Raw genomic sequence first — 18,336 nt, 5'->3', positions numbered from 1 at the left:
GCTGAACCAGGAGAGCTTCCGGTTCATGCTCGACCCGATGCTCGCCGACGGGTCGGAGCGGATCTCCGCGATGGGCTACGGCAACGCCATCAACGCGCTCAGCGACACCGAGGGCGGCATGGCGAAGTACTTCTCGCAGCGTTTCGCCCAGGTCACCAACCCGCCGCTGGACAGCATCCGCGAGGCCGACGGCATGAGCATGCGCGTCGCGCTCGGCCCCAAGCCCGACGGCACCGGCACCACGGCCGGCCGCCAGCTCGTCGTCTCCTCGCCGGTCCTCGGCCACCTCGACATGGTCCGGCTGCGCGACCAGCGCATCGTTCCGCTGGAACGCTTCGCGATGCTGTACGAGCCGGTCACCGGCGACACCACCGCCAACGCCGACGCCCTGCGCACCGCCCTGACCCGGCTCTGCGACGACGTCGAGCGGTTCGCCACCGAGCGGGGCGGCATCGCGCTCCTCACCGACCGCGCGATCTCCTCGACGCACGCGCCGCTGCCGGTGATCCTCGCCGTCGCCGCGGTCAACCAGCGCCTCATCGAGACCGGCCTGCGGCTGCGCGTCTCGATCGTCGCCGAGAGCGGCCAGCTGCCCTCCTCGCACCATGTCGCCACCGCGCTCGGCTTCGGCGCCTCCGCCGTCTACAGCCTCAGCGCACGGCTGCGCGCCGAGGAGAAGTACCCGAGCGCCCCGGCGCCCGCGGGCGAGATGACCGAGACCGACCTCGCCCTGAAGAAGTTCCGCAAGGCCGCCGAGAAGTCCCTCGCCAAGACCATGGGCCGGGTCGGCCTGTGCACCGCCGAGAGCTACATCGGCGGCGCGTTCTTCGAACCGAACTACCTCGACACCGACGACGACGTCTTCGCCCGGACCTTCCCGTACATGGAGGCCCCGGTCGGCGGCGTGGGCTTCGCCCGTATCGCGCAGGCCGCGACCGACTGGCACGAGCGGGCCCGCGCCGTCGACACCGAACAGCAGGTCCCGCTGCTCGGGCTCTTCAAGGAGCGCTCCGACGGCGCCGGGCACTCCTTCGGCGTCAACGCCGTGCGCGGCTTCGGCGGCATGACCGAGGAGCGCCCGGAGTTCGGCCGCAAGGACGACTCCGACGCGCTGCGCCTGCTCACCCTCGGCCAGCTCGACGACGCGTTCGGCATCACCGACGCCGCCTACCGCAACACCGGGTACGACGCGCTGAGCGAAGCCGAGATCGACGCGTTCCGCATCACGCCCGGCTACCGCGACTTCCAGCGGACCACCCACGAGGAGCGCTCCCGGCGCCCCTCCGCGCTCCGCGACGTCCTCGCGCTGCCCGCCGACGTCACCGGGCTGCGCACGGCCGAGGACTTCGCCCGTGAACTGGGCCGGTTCTCCACCGACGGCAACGCGAGCGTCACCGTCCGCGGCGTGAGCGTTGTCCGGACCGGCGAGGACACCGTCCGGCTGTCCCTCACCTCCCCGGGCCACGACGGCGCCGAGCGGCACGCCGCCCTCGGCGACGGGCTCGCCCGGCTGGGCGGCGCCGAGACCCTCGACGTGAGCGCCGACGCCGTCACCGTCCGGGCCACCGGCGCCACCGCGCGGCTCCTCGGCCTCCTCGACAGCGCCCCCGACAGCGTCGCCCTGGAGGAGGTGCAGCCCGCGCACGAGATCACCCGCACCCTCGCCTCCGGCGCCATGAGCCACGGCGCGCTCGTGGCCACCGCGCACGAGGCCGTCGCGCACGGCACCAACATGGTCGGCGCGATGTCCAACAGCGGCGAGGGCGGCGAGCACCACACCCGGTACGGCACCGTCCGCGGCTCCCGCATCAAGCAGTTCGCCTCCGGCCGGTTCGGCATCTGGGCGGGCTACCTCGCTGACCCCATGCTCGAAGAGCTGGAGATCAAGATCGGCCAGGGCGCCAAGCCCGGCGAGGGCGGCCAGCTGCCCGCCCCGAAGGTCACCGTCGACATCGCCGCCGCCCGCGGCGGCACCCCCGGCATCGAGCTGATCTCCCCGCCGCCGCACCACGACACGTACTCCATCGAGGACCTCGCGCAGCTCATCCACGACTGCAAGGCGGCCCGCGTACGCGTCATCGTCAAGCTGGTCTCCTCCGAGGGCATCGGCACCATCGCGGTCGGCGTCGCCAAGGCCGGCGCGGACGTCATCAACGTCGCCGGGAACACCGGCGGCACCGGCGCCGCCGCCGTCACCAGCCTCAAGTACGCCGGACGCTCCGCGGAGATCGGCGTCGCCGAGGTGCACCAGGCGCTCCTCGCCAACGGACTGCGGCAGAAGGTCGTGCTGCGCTGCTCCGGCGCCCACCAGACCGGCGGCGACGTCGTCACCTCCGCGCTGCTCGGCGCCGACAGTTTCGAGTTCGGCACGACCGCGCTGATGATGCTCGGCTGCGTCATGGCGAAGAACTGCAACGTCAAGTGTCCCGCCGGGCTCACCACCAACCCCGAGGCGTTCGAGGGCGACCCGCGGGCGCTCGCGCAGTACCTGCTCAACATCGCGCACGACGTCCGGCAGATCCTCGCCCGGCTCGGCCTGCGCTCCCTCGGCGAGGCCCGCGGCCGCACCGACCTGCTCCAGCTCCTGGACCACCCGGCGAGCGTCGGCCGCCTCGACGTGCGCCGCCTCCTGGCGCGCGTGCCGGAGAAGACCGTCGAGGACCCGGAGTACTTGGAGAAGGACTTCACCACCGACGACGCCCTGATCGACCGGGTGCGGGACGCGCTCCTCGACCGGCGCGAGCCGTCCCTGCTCGTCGACGGCGTCCGCCTCGCCAACAGCGACAAGTCGGTCGGCGGACAGCTCTCCATCGACGTGGAGCGGCTCCTCAACCACACCGGCGACGTGCCCGACGTCCCCGGCGTCGTCACCGACGACCGCGGCCGGCGCCGCCTCGTCGACGGCGCCGTCCGGGTCCGCACCACCGGCTCCGCCGGACAGTCCTACGGCGTGTTCTGCAACGACGGCATCACCCTGGAGCACACCGGCACCGCCAACGACGGTGTCGGCAAGAGCCAGAGCGGCGGCCGGATCGTCGTCCGCGCCCCGGGCGGCGGCAGCGCCGAACGCGGCGGGAACGTGCTCATCGGCAACTTCGCGCTGTTCGGCGCGACCGGCGGCCGGACCTTCGTGCAGGGCGAGGCCGGCGACCGGTTCGCCGTGCGCAACTCCGGCGCGACGGCGGTCGTCGAGGGCCTCGGCGACTTCGGCTGCGAGTACATGACCGGCGGCACCGTCCTCAACCTCGGCGGCTTCGGCAAGGGCCTCGGCAACGGCATGAGCGGCGGGTTCCTGTACCAGTACGACCCGACGGGCGAGGTCCGCGACCGGGTCAGCGCCGACTCGCTGCTGGTCTTCCCGGTGACCGACACCGGGCACGGCGCCTTCCACGAGCAGGCCGTGCGGCTGCTGCTCCAGTGGCACGCGGAGGCCACCGGCTCGCCGCTGGCCACCCGGCTCCTGGAGGACTGGGCGAGCGAGCGGGAGCACGTGTACTGCGGAATGCCGCGCGCGCTGCTGCTGTACCAGGACGCCGGGGAGATCCTCGCCGCGTCCACCCGCACCCGGCTCCTCGACGAACTCGCCGGGTCGATCGCCACCGACAAGCTCCGCGCGTTCAAGGTCGACTACCGCGACCGCCGCACCGTGCTCGACGGCCGGGCCCCGGCCTTCGGCGACCAGGGCAGCGACGACATGTTCTCGCTGCTGTCCTCGTACACGGTGCTCGGCGCCGCCCAGGACCTCGCGCTCCAGCGGGTGCCCGGGGCGACCGGCCCGGACGACCCGAGGGTCGCCGAGGCCGTCCGCAACCTCGTGCTCACCGAGGACTTCTTCGTCAAGCAGCGCGTGGTGAAGTACCTGCGCTCCACGCTGGAGCGGTTCGGCGACGAGGAACTGGCGACACTCATCGCGATCAAGCGCCTCGACGACTACAAGCGCGCCCTGAAGCAGCGCAACAACCTCAGCGTGGACGCACCCGGCACCTACGGCTGGATCCTCCACCAGAACGCCAAGAACGCCGGGCGCGTGCGTGCCGCCCGGTTCGACGAACTGCTGGCCAACGCCGCGCTGGAGGACATCGCAGCCCGCCGTGCCCCGCAGGCCCCCACCGAGGCGGTGACCGCGTGACCCTCATGCCCCCGACCGGACAGCTCATCCCGGCCGACGCGCCGTTCTCCGCCCAGCAGGAGTCCTGGCTCGCCGGGTTCCTCGCCGGCATCGCGGCAGCCGGACGCCGGGACGGCGCGAGCGCCGCCGCGCCCTCGGTCACCGTCGACGTGCTGTTCGGCACGCAGACCGGCAACGCCGAGATCCTCGCCGGTGAGCTGGTCAGCGGCGCCCGCGCCCGCGGCCTCGGCGCCACCGCGACCGCGCTCGACGACGTCACCCCCGAGCGGCTCGCCGCCATGTCGTACGTCCTCCTCGTCACCTCCACCTACGGCGAGGGCGAGATGCCCGACAACGCCGGGCTCTTCTGGGAGGCGCTCCAGGCCGGCACCGCTCCGCGCCTGGAGGGCCTGCGCTACGGCGTCCTCGGCCTGGGCGACCAGGGCTACGACGACTTCTGCCAGGCGGCGAAGCTCATCGACACCCGCCTGGAGCAGCTCGGCGCGACCCGCCTGCACGACCGCGTCGACTGCGACGTCGAGTTCGAGGAGCCCGCCGCGCAGTGGACGGCGACCGTCCTCGACCTGGTCGCCGCGGAGACGGGCGCGGCCGGGGCGACGGAGGTGAACGCCTCCACGGCCGCGGCGCCCGCCCGCACCCGTTCCCCCTGGAACAAGCGCACCCCCTACCGCTCCCGCCTCGCCGTGAACCGGGTGCTGTCCTCGCCGGGCAGCGCCAAGGAGATCCGCCACTACGAACTCGACCTCGGTGACAGCGGCATCACCTACGAGGCGGGTGACGCCCTCGCCGTCGTCCCGGTCAACGGCGACACCCTCGTCGGTGCCCTCCTGGAGCACCTCGGCGCGAGCGGCGACGAGGACGTCGACGGGCAGCCGCTCGCCGAGGTGCTGCGCACCGGACGCGAGATCCGCACCCCCTCCAAGGAACTCGTCGCCGACCTCGTGCAGCGCGCGCCCACCAGCGAGCTGGCCTCGGTCGTCGCCCACGGCGACCGCTCCGACCTGGACTCCTTCCTGTGGGGCCGGGACGTCCTCGACCTGCTCCGCGACGCCGGGCCCGCCGCGCCGGGCGTCGCGGAACTCCTGCCGCTGCTGCGTCCGTTGCAGGCCCGCCAGTACTCGATCTCGTCGAGCCCGCTCGCCCACGAGGGCAGCGTCCACCTCACCGTCGCCTCCGTCCGGTACGGCACCGGGGAGCGGGCCCACGAGGGCGTCGCGTCGACCTTCCTCGCGGACCGCACCGGCGAGGAGGGAACCGTCGGCGTGTACCTCCAGCCGAACGCCTCCTTCCGCGTCCCCGCGGACGACGCCACCCCGATCATCATGATCGGTCCCGGTACGGGCATCGCCCCGTTCCGCGGGTTCCTGCACGAGCGCGCCGCGCGCGGCGCCTCCGGGCGCAACTGGCTGTTCTTCGGCGACCAGCACCGCGCGACCGACTTCGTGTACGAGGAGGAGCTGACCGCGCTCCGCGAGAGCGGCGTCCTCACCGAACTCGACCTCGCCTTCTCCCGGGACCAGGCCGAGAAGGTCTATGTGCAGACCCGGATGCGCGAGCGGTCCCGCGAGCTGTACGCGTGGCTGGAGGACGGCGCGCACGTCTACGTCTGCGGCGACGCCTCGCGCATGGCCAAGGACGTGGAGGCGGCGCTGCTCGCCGTCATCGCGGAGCAGCGCGGACGCGGCGCCGACGACGCCGCGGAGTACCTCGCGGACCTGCGCCGCGGCAAGCGCTACGTACGGGACGTGTACTGAGGATGACCGACCATCGTCCCGGCCATCGTCCCGGCCGGCGGGACTCCGACGGCGTCTGCGCCTTCGAGGAGTGCTGCCCCCGGGGGAACCGCGGTGTCCGTCTGATCGACGCGCGGATGCCGGAGCTGGCGCGGTGCCTGACGCTGTTCCAGCACGTCCAGGCCGTCACCGGCGGACCGGTCGCGCGGATCGACCAGGCGGGCGGTTACGCCGTCCCGAGCCTGCGCGGTGACGCCTTCGCCGTCCGGCCGGGGTCGATCGCGCTGCGCCTGGACCCGGCGGGGATCGCGTCGGCCGTGGTCGAGCGGGACCGGGACGGCGGCGGTGTCGGTGTGCGCCTGATCGACACCGCGGGGCGGACCGCGCACCGGGGGCGGCTGCTCTCCGAGGGGGACCGGCTGCTGGCCGGGCTCGCCCGCACGGTCGACGCGGGAGCACCGGCCGGGGTGCCGGAGGTGCCCGGGGTACCGGCCTGGGAGGACGGCGACCAGCTCGCCCAGTTCGACGCGGTCCTCGGCGACGGCGGCGCCGCCCGGCGCGCGGGCTTCGCCCGCTACGGCGGCGAGCACCGCGCGATCGACACCGAGGTCGTGTCCGCCGTACTCGACCACGTCTGCTCCGTCGGACTGCCTGTCGGTGTCGCGGTGTTCGCCCCGGCGGCGATGCAGGCGTGCGCCGGCCGGGTCCACGTCACGGACCGCACCGTCGGCGGCCGGGTGTTCGCGGCGGTCGCGGAGAGTTCGGTGGAGATCGACCTCGCGGGCGTCCGCGCCTGCCACCTCGTCCGCTCCACGGCGGCCCACGGCCCCACCTCGGCGCTCGAACTCGACGACGAGGACGGCACTTGCGTCGTGGTCCTCACCCAGTTCGGCATGGTGGGGGAGCAGGTGCACGCGGCCTGGGAACACCTCGCGGCGTCACTGCCGGACGCCTGACCGGCCCTCGGACCGAAAATACGGAACGGGCCGTTCAGTACGTGGGATAAGGTCCCGACGCTGATCATTTCCGTACGCCCGTTCGCGCGCGGCTCCTGGGGAGGGAGCGCCGCGTCCGGGCTCTCGCCGCCCCGGGGGGCTCTCCTTCATGACGTACGCGCCCGTACCCCTGCCCGTTCCCGGCCGTGTGCTGCGCTCGCCGGTCGGGCTCTCGCACGCCGTCACGGCGCTGCTCGGCCTGGTCGTCGTCGCCGACCTGGCGATCGTCGCCGCCTCGCTGAACATGCGTTCGCTGATGAGCGGCCTCGCCACGGGCGGCGCGGTCGACTTCGACGAGAGCGAGGCCGACCGGGCCGACCTCGCGATGGCCGGTGCCTCCGTGCTCTACACGGCCGCCCTGCTGGGTGCCGCCGTCCTCTTCATCATCTGGTTCCACCGCCTCCGCCAGAACGCCGAGATCTTCGCGCCCGACGTCCCGCGCCGCACCGCGGGCTGGGCGATCGCCTGCTGGTTCATCCCGGTCGCCAACCTCTGGATACCGCGGGGGATCGCCCTCGACGTGCTGCGGGCCAGTCAGCCCGACCCGTACGGCGGTGTCGTACGCCACCGGGCCCTGCTCAACACCTGGTGGGCGCTGTGGGTGTGGTCGCTGGTCTTCGACCGGTACGCGACGAACCGGTACGACGACGCCGAGGACGCCGGCGCGATCCACGACGCGGCCGGGGCGCTGATGGCCGGGGCCGGCTTCGACATCGCCGCCGCGGTGCTCGCGATCCTCGTCGTCCGCGCGCTGACCTCCGCCCAGAACGCGAAGGCCCACGCCGGACCTCGGGCCGGCTGAGCGCCGGTCACTCGTCCCCGCCGATGTCGAGCGCCGTCCCGTACAGCCGTTCCACCCGCAGCCGTACGACCACCCGGCGCTCCGCGACCAACTGCTCCAGCAGCTCCCGCTCCTCCTCGGCGGTCGCGGCGGCGGGGCCGATCTCCAGCAGCTCCCGGCCCACCGCGTCACCCGGCGACAGCGTGGGCGCGGACACCACGGCCTCGCCCTCGGCGACGGCGAAGGACCACACGTCACCGCCGTGCACGTGCAGCGCCGCGCGGGGGTCCCGCCGCAGGTGCGCCACCTTCACGCGATCCGCCGTCGAGGAGAACCGCACGGTCCGCGTCGCGGGGTCCCAGTGGTACGCCATGGTGGTCAGATGCGGATGGCCGCTGCGCCTGACGGTGGCGAGCGTGCCGAACCGCTCCTTGCCGAGCAGGGCGGAGAGGGCTTCGTCGGACAGGGGCCGGGGGCCCGGTCTGTGCGTCATGAACCGCTCAACGCCCTTACCGGGCAGGTGATTCCGCGCCGCCACGGCCTCCCGCCCGCGCTGTCGTGACCACTCTACTTCTACAGTGTTGTAGATTTCAGTTGCGTCCGCGGCGCGGACCGGTGTCGGCAGGACGGCGGGAGGGGTGGGGCATGGGAGTGCTCGGGTCCAGAGGGAACAGGGCGGCGGCCGGGGCGGCGCTCCGTCCGGAGGACCGGTCGGTCGTCGAGGAGGCGGTACGCCAGGCCCTCGACGACAGCGACGTCCGCGCGGTGCTGACCACCGACCCGACCGGCCGGACCGGGTCGCGCCTGCTGCGGCAGGCCCTCGACGACGCCGAGGAGATCGCGGCCGCCGCCGGCGAGGAGTACCGCGTCTACCTCACCGCACGCACCGCCACCCGGATCGCGCGCTCCGCGCCCCGCGGCGGGATGCCCGGCGTCCGCAGCACCCTGCGGGACGCGCTCGCCGTGGTCGTCCCCCTGGTGTCGGCCGCCGCGGCGGCCCTGCTGCTGCTCACCGGCTACGGACTCCGCCTCGCGGACACGGCCGCCGGCCCGGCGTCGACCCTCGTCACCGCCGGCTGGCTGCTCGCCCTCGTCGCCGCCGCCACCGCCTGCTACGGCCTTCAGCGGCTGCTGCGCACCGTACTGAACCGGCGCAAGGGAGCACCGGGCGGCGGCGGACTCACCGCGGAGCGAGCCCGGGAACAGTGGCTGCGGGCACTCATGGACAAGGGCGTACTGCCCTACCTGCGGCACCACCTGCCCGCCGGGCACCCCGGCGCACCGGACGCCACGAAGACCACGACAACGACGACGAGAACGAAGACAGCGGCAGAAAGGGACGACACCCGTGTCGGTCAATCTGAGTAAGGGACAGCAGATCAGCCTGAGCAAGTCGGACGGCACCGCGCTCACCGCCGTCCGCATGGGGCTGGGCTGGCAGGCCGCGCAGCGCAAGGGCTTCCTGGCCCGGCTGACCGGCCCCAAGGACATCGACCTGGACGCCTCGGCGCTCCTCTTCTCCGGCGGCCGGCTCGCCGACGTCGCCTTCTTCCAGCACCTCACCAGCGACGACGGCTCCGTACGCCACCTCGGGGACAACCTCACCGGCGGCAGCGGCGCCGGCGGCGACGACGAGACCGTCCTCGTCGACCTGGGCCGTGTCCCCGCGCACGTCGACCACATCGTCTTCACGGTCAACTCCTTCACCGGCCAGACCTTCACCGAGGTGGAGAACGCCTTCTGCCGCCTGGTCGACGAGACCACCGGCCAGGAACTCGCGCGGTACACCCTCGGCGGCGGCGGCGCGCACACCGCGCAGATCATGGCCAAGCTGCACCGCGCGGACGGCGGCTGGCAGCTCAAGGCCATCGGCGAACCCGCCACCGGCCGCACCTTCCAGGACCTGCTGCCCGCCATCGCCGCCCACCTCTGACCGCGGCGCCCGCCCCACAGCCATGACCGCACCGACCGGGGAAGCCGCCGTGACCTCCGCCTCTACACTGGGTGCCCGTAAGAGCCCGTGTCGGCTGTGGTGCGGGCAGGACGGAAGAGGACGGACAGTGACCGAGAACGCCGGGGGCCACGCGGACCCGTCCGCCGAGGTTCTCAACGAGGCGGCCGCGGCGTTCGGCCTGCTCGCCTCCTCCGCCCGGCTGCACCTCATGTGGGCCCTCTCCCAGGGAGAGAGCGACGTCACCCACCTCGCCGACCGGGTGGGCGGCGCCCTGCCCGCGGTCAGCCAGCACCTGGCCAAGCTCAAACTCGCCGGACTCGTCCGCTCCCGCCGCGAGGGCCGGCGCCAGGTCTACTACGTCGACGACCCGGACATCGTCACCGTCGTCCGCGTCATGGTCGGCCAGCTGACCGCACGTTCCCACCCGGCCGCCGCGCCGGTACGCCGGCTGCGCGGGGCCGGCGGCCAGTGAACCCGTGATCCGGGAACCCGACGGCACCGCGGCACCCGCCGCGGTGCCCGGACCCGGCCCCGCCGTGCCGACCGCCCTGGAAGTCCTGCGCGGCCTGGACAGCGGACCCCGGGGACTGACCGACACGGAGGCGGCACGGCGCCTCGACCGGTGGGGCCCGAACGTCCTGCCGGAGCGGCGCGGCCCCCACTGGACGCGGGTCTTCCTGCGCAGCCTGCGCGATCCGTTCACGGCGGTCCTCGCCTGCCTCGGCCTCGTCTCGGCGGCGGTCCTCGCCTGGGGCACCGCCTCGGTCATCCTGTCCCTCGTCGTGGTGAGCTGCGTCCTGCGCGCCTGCGGGGAACACCGGGCCGACCGGTCCGTGGCGGCCCTGCGCGAACTGGTCCCCGGCACGGCCGCCGTCCTGCGCCGCGGCGAGGACCCGGGACCGGCGGACCCCCGGGAGATCCCGGTGGCGGAACTCGTCCCCGGCGACATCGTCCGGCTCGGCCCCGGCGACCTCGTCCCCGCCGACGTACGGCTGCTGCGCGCGCACGGCCTCACCGTCCACCAGTCGGCGCTGACGGGGGAGTCCGCACCCGTCCCCAAACACGCCGACGACCTGCCCACCGGACCCACCGGACGGACCGGACCTGCCGGACCGGACTCCGATCCGCCGCAGGTCTGCCTCCAGGGGAGCAGCGTCGCCTCCGGCAGCGCGACCGCCGTGGTCGTGGCGACCGGCGCGCGCACCCGGTTCGCCGCCGCGCACGGGGGTCCGCCCGCCCGCCGGGAGCCCGGTGCCTTCGACCGGTCCGTGCGGGGCATCTCCTGGACCCTCGTCCGCTTCATGCTGGTGACGCCGCCGCTGGTGCTGATGGCCGACGCCGCGCTGCGCGACCGGGGCCTTCAGACGCTCCCGTTCGCCGTCGCCGTGGCCGTCGGACTCACCCCGGAGATGCTGCCCGTCGTCGTCACCCTGTGCCTCGCCCGCGGCGCCGCCCGGCTGGCCCGCGCCCACCGCGTCATCGTCAAGCGGCTGCCCGCCCTGCACGACCTCGGCGCCGTCGACGTCCTCTGCCTCGACAAGACCGGCACCCTCACCCAGGACCGGCCCGTCCTCGACCGCTCCCTGGACCCGGCCGGACACGACGGCCCCGAGGCGCTGCGCTGGGCCGCCGTCAACGCCTGGTGGACCCTCCAGCTCGCCGACCTCCCCACCCCCGACCCGCTCGACGAGGCCGTCCTCGCGGCGGGCGACCCGGACGACGCCGCCGAGTACGACGGGATCGCCGCCCTGCCCTTCGACCCGGTGCGGCGCCTCGCGACCGCCGTGGTCCGCACACCGGGCCGGCTCGGCACCCACACCCTCGTCGTCAAGGGCGCCGCCGAGGCCGTCCTGCGGCGCTGCGCCCTCGACGACGAGGACCGCGACACGCTGCTCGCCACGGCCGCGCGGCTGGCCGGTGACGGGGTGCGCGTCCTGGCCGTCGCCACCGCCGAACGCCGCGCCCGCACCGGCCCGTACACCCCGGCCGACGAACGCGGCCTGGAGCTGCGCGGCTTCGTCACCCTCAAGGACGCCCTCGCGCCCACCGCCGCCGAGGCGCTGCGTGTCCTCGCCGACCGCGGCGTCACCGTCAAGATCCTCACCGGCGACCATCCGGGCACCGCCGCCCGCGTCTGCCGCGACCTCGGGCTCCGCCTCCCCGCCGACGGCGTCCTCACCGCCGACCGCGTCGAGGCCCTGAGCGACGAGGAACTGCGCCACCTCGCCCGCCGTACGACCGTCGTCGCCCGCTGCGGACCCGGGCACAAGGCGCGGATCGCCGCCGCCCTGCGCGCCGGCGGCCACACCGTCGGCTACCTCGGCGACGGCGTCAACGACCTGCCCGCCCTGCGCGCCGCCGACGTCGGGATCGCCCCGCGCGACGCCGTGGCGGTCGCCCGGGAGAGCGCCGACGTCGTCCTCGCGGAGAAGAACCTCGCCGCCGTGGAGCACGGCATCGCGGCCGGCCGGCACTCCGGCGCCAACATCGTCACCTATCTGCGCGTCACCCTCTCCTCCAACCTCGGCAACGTCACCGCGATGCTCGTGGCGGGCCTGCTGCTGCCGTTCCTGCCGATGCTCCCCGCCCAGGTCCTCGCGCAGAACCTGTGCTTCGACGCGGCCCAGCTCGCCTTCGCCGGGGAACGGCCGCGCCCGTCGGCGCTGCGCCGCCCCCAGCTCCTGCGCTCCCGCGACCTGCTGCGGTTCATCACCGGCTTCGGCGCGCTCAACGCGGTCGCCGACCTCGCCACCTTCGCCGTCCTGGCGTACACCCTGCACGGGCCGGGAACCGGGGACGACGAGGCGGAGTTCCACTCCGGCTGGTTCACCGAGAACCTCCTCACCCAGGCGCTCGTCATGCTGCTGCTGCGCGTCGGCCGCCAGGGCGCCGCGGGCCGCCGACCCGGCCCGGTCGCCTGGTCGGCCGCGGCACTGGCCGCCGTCGGCGTGCTCCTGCCGCCGTCACCGCTGGGCCCGCCGCTCGGCCTCACCGCGCTGCCCGCCCCGTACTACCCGCTGCTCGGCGCCGTCCTCGTGCTCTACGCCGCGGCGCTGCTGGCGGCCCGCCGGCGCTACGAGCGGCGCCGCGCCCTGTGATCGCCGGTGGGCACCCGGCCCACACCCCGTGAGAAAGGCGGAACATGTCCGACCCGCGAGTACCGAGGACCCGGCGGTGGATCGCCGTGGCGGCCGGCGCCCTGGCGCTGTACGCCGTCGTGCGCGCGACCGGCACCCCGCAGGACGACACGGCCCCCTCGGCGGGATCGTCCCCGTCCGCTTCGCCGTCCGGCCCCTCACCGTCGGCCTCCCCGACGCCCTCCCCGTCCTTCTCCTACGACCCCGCCGACCAAGCCGCCGAGGTCCGCGACCGCGCCCGCGAGACCGGCGTCAGCGCCCGGCTGCTGATGGCGATCCTCTACAACGAGGCGTACAAGCCGCACGACCCGGCGCTGGAGAAGGCCTGGCAGAAGTACAAGAAGGACGCCGCCTTCGGCATCGCGAACATGCACCGGGCCACCTACGACGAGGTCAGAAAGGGCCGCGACTTCGCGAGCAGGCCGTGGGAGGACCTGCCCGACGACCGCGGCCTCGCCATCGAGGCCGCGGCCTGGTACCTGCACGACCTCGCACGGCAACTCCCCGCCACCTGGTCCGCGCCCTACACGGAGGAGGAGCTGCTGGCCCTCGGCTACAACACCGGCGCGGGCAACATGCTCGCCTTCGCCCGCGGCGCCACCCCGGGCGACCAGGCCCGGTCCTACCTGGAGAAGCACCGCGCCAACTGGGAGAAGGCCGGGGAGGTGGTCGGCACCGACTGACCCGGAGGCCGGTTCAACAGTTGCGCAAGCTAGCATGTATGACGGAAGGTGCGGCCGGTCCCGGCGCGCACCTCCGACCGGCACGGACAAGGAGCGGGCACATGCTGCGCAACGGACTGGAACCCTGGCACCTGCTGATCGTCGCGATCGTCGTCATCGTGCTGTTCGGCTCGAAGAAGCTGCCCGAGGCCGCCCGGGGCCTGGGGAAGTCGATGCGCATCCTCAAGAGCGAGGCCAAGGCCATGCAGGCCGACGGCGACCGGGCGGCGGCCCCTGCGAAGGACGAGGCCGCCCGGCCCTGAAGAGGCGCGGAGGCGATCCGGTCAAGGGCTCGCGACGTCGTAGCCGTAGCGCAACGGCTCGGACGTCACACCCGTGTCGCGCCGGTAGATGTACAGCGCCTCCGCGCGCACCCCGTCCGGCCGAGCCTCCACTCCGTCGCAGGGGTACGTCACCTGGATGACCCACGGACGGTCCGCCACCCGCATGCGCAGCCCGTCCGCAGGGCCTCCGCGCAGCACGATCGCTTCCCACTTCGTCACTGGACTCGTTTCCATGGCAACAGTTTAGGGGTTGCGTAAGTGACGTACAGAGCGGCGACGGCGGGAAGCGGTCAGGCGGACTCCCGCCGCACCAGTTCCGTCGGCAGGATGACCGCCGCCGCGTCCTCGCCGCCGATCTGGGCGAGCAGCACCCGCACCATCTCCGCGCTGATCCGGTCCCACGGCTGCCGGATGGTCGTCAGCGGAGGGCTCGCCGCCGGCGCGGCGGGGGAGTCGTCGAAACCACCGACGGCGACGTCCTCGGGAACGCGCCGCCCGGCCCGCCGCAGCGCCGCGAGCACCCCCTGCGCCATCAGGTCGGAGGCGACGAACACGGCGTCCATGTCGGGCGCGTCCGCGAGCAGCCGTTCCGCGCCGGCCTCGCCGCTGGCGCGGCTGTAGTCACCGGACACGATAAGCCGCTCGTCGACCGCGACACCCGCCTGGGCCAGCTCCTCCTTGTAACCGGCGAGGCGTTCCACCCCGCCGGGGGTGTCCAGCGGGCCGGTCACCACGCCGATCCGGCGCCGCCCGAGGGAGAGCAGGTGCCGGACCATCTCCCGCGCGCCGTCCCGGTCGTCGGCGGCGACGTAGCTCACCTTCGAGCCCAGCCCGATCGGCTTCCCGCAGGCCACCAGCGGCACCCCCGCCTCGCGCAGCTCCTGCGCGACGGGGTCGCCGGAGTGGCTGGAGACCAGCAGCACCCCGTCCACGTGCCCGGCGGTGATGTACCGCGTGATGCGCCGCCGTTCGTCGTCCGTGCCCGCGAGCATCAGCAGCAGCGGGATGTCGTGCGCGGCCAGCGCCTGGGTGCAGCCGCGCAGCAGCACGTTGAAGTTCGGGTCCTCGAAGAACCGCTCCTGCGGCTCCGTGAGCAGGAAGCCGACGGAGTCCGAGCGGCCGGTGATCAGCGAGCGGGCGTGCCGGTTCACGACGTAACCGGTCCTGCGGATCGCGGCGTTGACCGCTTCCTGCGCCGTCGGGCTCACGTAGTGCCCGCCGTTGAGGACGCGTGAGACGGTGCCGCGCGAGACACCCGCCTCACGCGCCACGTCGTGAATGGTCGGCGGTCTGCGCCGGCCCCCCGTGTTGCTCATGGTCATGACTTTACGGCCCCGGACAGCAGGTCCAGACTCCAGAAGCGCTGGACGACCAGGAACAGCGCGACCAGCGGCAGCACCGCGAGGAAGGCCCCGGTGATCACCAGCGTGTACAGGGCCGGGGTGTTCGCCCCCTGCTCCAGCAGCGTGTACAGGCCGAGGGTGATCGGGAACTTCTCGTCGTCGCTGAGCATGATGTACGGCAGCAGGAAGTTGTTCCAGACCGCCACGAACTGGAAGAGGAAGACCGTCACCAGCCCCGGCACCATCATCGGCAGCGCGATCCGCGTGAAGATCCGCCACTCGCTCGCGCCGTCCATCCGCCCGGCCTCCACGACGTCCGCGGGGACCGCCGCGGCGGCGTAGATCCGGGCCAGGTAGACGCCGTACGGGGAGAGGATCTGCGGCAGCAGCACGGCCAGGTAGGAGTCCGTGAGGTCGGCCTTGGCCAGCAGCAGGTACTGCGGGATCGCCAGGATCACCGGCGGCATGAGCACACCCGCGAGGAGCACGTTGAACAGCGTCTCCCGGCCGCGGAAGCGGTAGACCGCCAGCGCGTATCCGGCCAGCGCCGACACGGCCGCCGAGAGCAGCGCGCCGAGCACGGCGTACAGGGCGGAGTTGCCCATCCACTTCCAGTAGACGCCGTCGCGGTAGGCGCTGAGGTCGGACAGGTTCTCGGTGAACCCGCTGCCCGGCAGGAAGGTGAACGTCGAGAACAGCTCACTGCCCGACTTGGTCGACGCGATCACCACCCAGGCCACCGGCAGCAGGCAGTAGACCGCGCCGAGCAGCAGCGTCACGGTCGGGACCAGCGCGATCCGCCGGCGCCGCCGGGGGCCCCGGGCGGTGCCGGGGGCGGTGTCCGCGGCCGGTGTGGACTCACGCAGCGCGAGGGAACTCATCGGGCCGCCTCCTGCTTCTGACGACGGTTCGCGGCCCGCAGGAAGCCGAAGGACAGCAGCAGCGTGGCCAGCGCGATGAGGGTCGCCTGGGCGGCGGCCGCGTAGACGTCACCGTTGCCGAAGGCGTCCTGGTACACCTTCATCAGCGGACTCCACGTGGTGGAGACGGAGTTGGTGAGCGGCTTCAGGGTGGTCGGCTCGTTGAACACCTGGAGCGTGGCGATGATCGAGAAGAAGAAGGTCAGCACCAGCGAGGGCGCCACCATCGGGATCTTGATCCGCAGCGCGATCTGGAGGGGCGTGGCGCCGTCCAGCTTCGCCGCCTCGTACACCTCGGCCGGGATGGAGCGCAGCGAGGTGTAGATGACGATCATGTTGAAGCCGGTGCCGCCCCACACCGCGATGTTCGACAGGGCGAGGTAGAGCGGCCCGCCGTCCAGCAGGTCCGGCTGCGGCAGCCCCAGCGCGTCGAGCACGTAGTAGAACGGGCTGACGTCCGGGAGGTACAGGAAGCCCCACAGCAGCGCGGCGACCACACCGGGGACCGCGTACGGCAGGAAGATCGCGAGGCGGGTGAACGGGGCGAGCCGGACCCGCTCGGAGTCGAGCATCAGCGCGAACAGCAGGGCGAGGCCCAGCATCACGGGGACGACGACGCAGCCGTACCCGACGACGCGCAGCGCGCCGTTCAGCAGCTCGCTGTCGGTGAGCGCGTCGGTGTAGTTCTCCAGCCCGGCCCAGACCTCCGTGCGGGCGCCGGAGCCGAGGCCGAGCCCCGACACCTTCACCTTGTGGAGGCTGAGCCAGACCGCGTACCCGATGGGCAGGGCGAAGAAGAGCAGGAAGAGAACCGCCGCGGGGAGGAGGAAGAGATAGGGCGCGCTTCGCGCTCGTTCGAGGGTGGTGGTGGGAGACGGGTGGGCATACGGGGCCGTCCTGGCCCCGGCTGCCCTCCGGCGTGCTGTGCTGGTCACTCGGCGACCTCGAAGCCCTGCTTCTCCATGTCGGCGACGGTGTCGTCCTGCATGGTCCTCAGCGCGGCGGTGAAGTCGGACTTGTTCTTGGCTGCGGCGCCGAACGCGTCCTTGAAGGTCGTGTAGGCGACGTTGACGTTGGGTCCCCAGGCGGACGGCGCGGTCGTCCCCGCGATCTCGGCGGCCTTGCTCCAGAAGTCCTTCTGGTTCGAGAAGTACTCCGGCGCCTCGGCGAACGCGCCGCTGGTCTGCGCGGAGGTGGAGGCCGGGTAGATCCCGCTCTCCTTGGCGAGCGCGTTGAGCGCCTCCCCGTCGGTGTTCAGCCAGGCGGCGAACTCGGCGGCCGCGTCCTTGTTCCCGGAGTCGGTGGTGACACCGGTGGAGGAGCCGCCCCAGCTGCCGGTGACGTTCTCGCCCTCGGACCACTGGGGGAGCGGGGCCATGGCCCACTTGCCCGCGGTGTCGGGCGCGGCGGTGGTCAGCGTGCCCGGCGCCCACACGGCGCTGACCCAGGCGATCTGCTTGCCGGTGTTGAGCGCCTTGTTCCAGGCCGGGGTGTACATCGGCTGGTTGTCGACGGCGCCCTCCTTCACCAGGCCGCCCCAGAACTCGGCGACCTTCCGCGTCGCGGCGTCGTCGATGCCGACCTTCCACTTCTCGCCCTCGGTGGTCCACCACTCGGCGCCGGCCTGCTGGGCGAGGCCCGCGAAGAGCCCGGAGTCGTTGGCGGAGAACGTGGTGAGGTCCGTCTGCGGGGACTTCTTCTTCAGCGCCCGCGCGGTCTCGGCGAACTCCTCCCACGTGGCGGGGACGTCGAGGCCGTACTTCTCGAACAGGTCCGCGCGGTAGTAGAACATCATCGGCCCGATGTCCTGCGGCACCGCGTACACCGCGTCCGTGCCGAGCGTGGTCTGCTGCCACACGCCCTCGGCGAACTTGTCCTTCGCGCCGTCGACCTCGCCGGATATGTCCGCGAGGGCGTCGTTGCTGACCAGGGTGGGCAGCGCCTGGTACTCGGCCTGCACCAGGTCGGGCGCCTTGCCGGCCTTGTGCGCGGTGAGGATCTTGGTGACCAGTGTGTCGCCGGAGGCCTGCTTCTTCACCGTGACGGTGATCTGCTTCTCCTTGCCCGGCCCCTTGTTCCAGAGGTCGACGACCTTGTCCATGCCGGGCGTCCAGGTCCAGTACGTGAGCGAGACCGGACCCGACCGGGCCTCGCCGTCGTCGTCCGATCCGCAGGCGGCGAGCGCGGTGCCGCCGAGCGTGACGGCGACGGCGACAGCCACGAGGCGACGGTGCTTCGTGTGCGGCATGGATATCTCCCCTGACCAGGGCCCCCGCCTGTCGCGAGGACCTGCCATGCGTCTGTGAGCGTTCACAGTAGAGAAACGTCCCGGACACTT

16 protein-coding genes are annotated in these 18,336 nt (G+C 73.2%); 10 read left to right on the top strand and 6 right to left on the bottom strand.

The features are described from left to right. The first annotated feature begins 1 nt into the window (after window position 1). The 4 genes from UW392_RS64185 (at window position 2) to UW392_RS64170 (ending at window position 7,659) form a co-directional block, all read left to right on the top strand. Window positions 2-4,129: a glutamate synthase-related protein gene (locus UW392_RS64185; protein ID WP_320784744.1), complete on the top strand. Its 4,128-nt coding sequence runs from the start codon at window positions 2-4 to the stop codon at window positions 4,127-4,129. Between the two features lie 5 nt (window positions 4,130-4,134). After that, on the top strand, window positions 4,135-5,883 hold the full coding sequence (locus tag UW392_RS64180; protein ID WP_320784745.1) for a sulfite reductase subunit alpha: 1,749 nt from the start codon (window positions 4,135-4,137) through the stop codon (window positions 5,881-5,883). Window positions 5,884-5,885: 2 nt separating this feature from the next. Beyond that, the gene (locus UW392_RS64175; protein WP_320784743.1) at window positions 5,886-6,818 is read left to right on the top strand and encodes a hypothetical protein; all 933 of its coding nucleotides are present in this window, start codon (window positions 5,886-5,888) and stop codon (window positions 6,816-6,818) included. Window positions 6,819-6,966: 148 nt separating this feature from the next. Then, window positions 6,967-7,659, top strand: a complete 693-nt coding sequence (locus tag UW392_RS64170; protein ID WP_320784742.1) for a DUF4328 domain-containing protein — start codon at window positions 6,967-6,969, stop codon at window positions 7,657-7,659. Between the two features lie 7 nt (window positions 7,660-7,666). Here the strand turns inward: UW392_RS64170 and UW392_RS64165 are convergent, their stop codons facing one another. Beyond that, on the bottom strand, window positions 7,667-8,131 hold the full coding sequence (locus tag UW392_RS64165; protein WP_320784741.1) for a pyridoxamine 5'-phosphate oxidase family protein: 465 nt from the start codon (window positions 8,129-8,131) through the stop codon (window positions 7,667-7,669). Window positions 8,132-8,283: 152 nt separating this feature from the next. Here UW392_RS64165 and UW392_RS64160 point away from each other — a divergent pair, with 152 nt between their 5' ends. The 6 genes from UW392_RS64160 (at window position 8,284) to tatA (ending at window position 13,714) form a co-directional block, all read left to right on the top strand. After that, window positions 8,284-9,006 (top strand): hypothetical protein, encoded by a 723-nt coding sequence (locus UW392_RS64160; RefSeq protein ID WP_320784740.1) that lies wholly within the window; start codon window positions 8,284-8,286, stop codon window positions 9,004-9,006. After that, a complete protein-coding gene (locus UW392_RS64155; RefSeq protein WP_320784739.1) occupies window positions 8,987-9,571 on the top strand; it encodes a TerD family protein in 585 nt (194 codons plus the stop codon). Before UW392_RS64160 ends, UW392_RS64155 begins: the two co-directional genes overlap by 20 nt. Before the next feature lie 127 nt (window positions 9,572-9,698). Continuing rightward, entirely contained in the window at window positions 9,699-10,064 is a 366-nt protein-coding gene (locus tag UW392_RS64150) for a metalloregulator ArsR/SmtB family transcription factor (RefSeq protein WP_320784738.1), read from the top strand. A gap of 4 nt (window positions 10,065-10,068) precedes the next feature. Next, window positions 10,069-12,690 (top strand): magnesium-translocating P-type ATPase, encoded by a 2,622-nt coding sequence (mgtA, locus tag UW392_RS64145; RefSeq protein ID WP_320784737.1) that lies wholly within the window; start codon window positions 10,069-10,071, stop codon window positions 12,688-12,690. Between the two features lie 44 nt (window positions 12,691-12,734). Next, window positions 12,735-13,412 (top strand): lytic transglycosylase domain-containing protein, encoded by a 678-nt coding sequence (locus UW392_RS64140; RefSeq protein ID WP_320784736.1) that lies wholly within the window; start codon window positions 12,735-12,737, stop codon window positions 13,410-13,412. Between the two features lie 101 nt (window positions 13,413-13,513). Then, a complete protein-coding gene (tatA, locus tag UW392_RS64135; RefSeq protein ID WP_320784735.1) occupies window positions 13,514-13,714 on the top strand; it encodes a Sec-independent protein translocase subunit TatA in 201 nt (66 codons plus the stop codon). A 21-nt stretch (window positions 13,715-13,735) separates the two neighbouring features. On the opposite strand, the gene UW392_RS64130 is transcribed toward tatA, so the two are convergent. From UW392_RS64130 to UW392_RS64110, 5 genes are read right to left on the bottom strand one after another with little or no spacing between them, the layout of a single operon-like run. Next, window positions 13,736-13,969 (bottom strand): hypothetical protein, encoded by a 234-nt coding sequence (locus UW392_RS64130; RefSeq protein ID WP_320784734.1) that lies wholly within the window; start codon window positions 13,967-13,969, stop codon window positions 13,736-13,738. A gap of 56 nt (window positions 13,970-14,025) precedes the next feature. After that, the gene (locus UW392_RS64125) at window positions 14,026-15,057 is read right to left on the bottom strand and encodes a LacI family DNA-binding transcriptional regulator (protein ID WP_320784733.1); all 1,032 of its coding nucleotides are present in this window, start codon (window positions 15,055-15,057) and stop codon (window positions 14,026-14,028) included. Then, window positions 15,054-15,959, bottom strand: a complete 906-nt coding sequence (locus UW392_RS64120) for a carbohydrate ABC transporter permease (protein WP_320784732.1) — start codon at window positions 15,957-15,959, stop codon at window positions 15,054-15,056. Before UW392_RS64120 ends, UW392_RS64125 begins: the two co-directional genes overlap by 4 nt. Next, window positions 15,956-16,933 (bottom strand): sugar ABC transporter permease, encoded by a 978-nt coding sequence (locus tag UW392_RS64115; protein WP_320784731.1) that lies wholly within the window; start codon window positions 16,931-16,933, stop codon window positions 15,956-15,958. The genes UW392_RS64120 and UW392_RS64115 overlap by 4 nt, the downstream gene beginning before the upstream one ends. Beyond that, window positions 16,930-18,246, bottom strand: coding sequence for an ABC transporter substrate-binding protein (locus UW392_RS64110; RefSeq protein ID WP_320784730.1), 1,317 nt, complete (start codon window positions 18,244-18,246; stop codon window positions 16,930-16,932). Before UW392_RS64110 ends, UW392_RS64115 begins: the two co-directional genes overlap by 4 nt. Window positions 18,247-18,336: the final 90 nt, after the last annotated feature.

It is taken from the genome of Streptomyces sp. CRN 30, assembly GCF_034105845.1.
The sequence above is the reverse complement of the archived record's forward strand: the minus strand, read 5'-3'. Positions and strand labels throughout refer to the sequence as shown.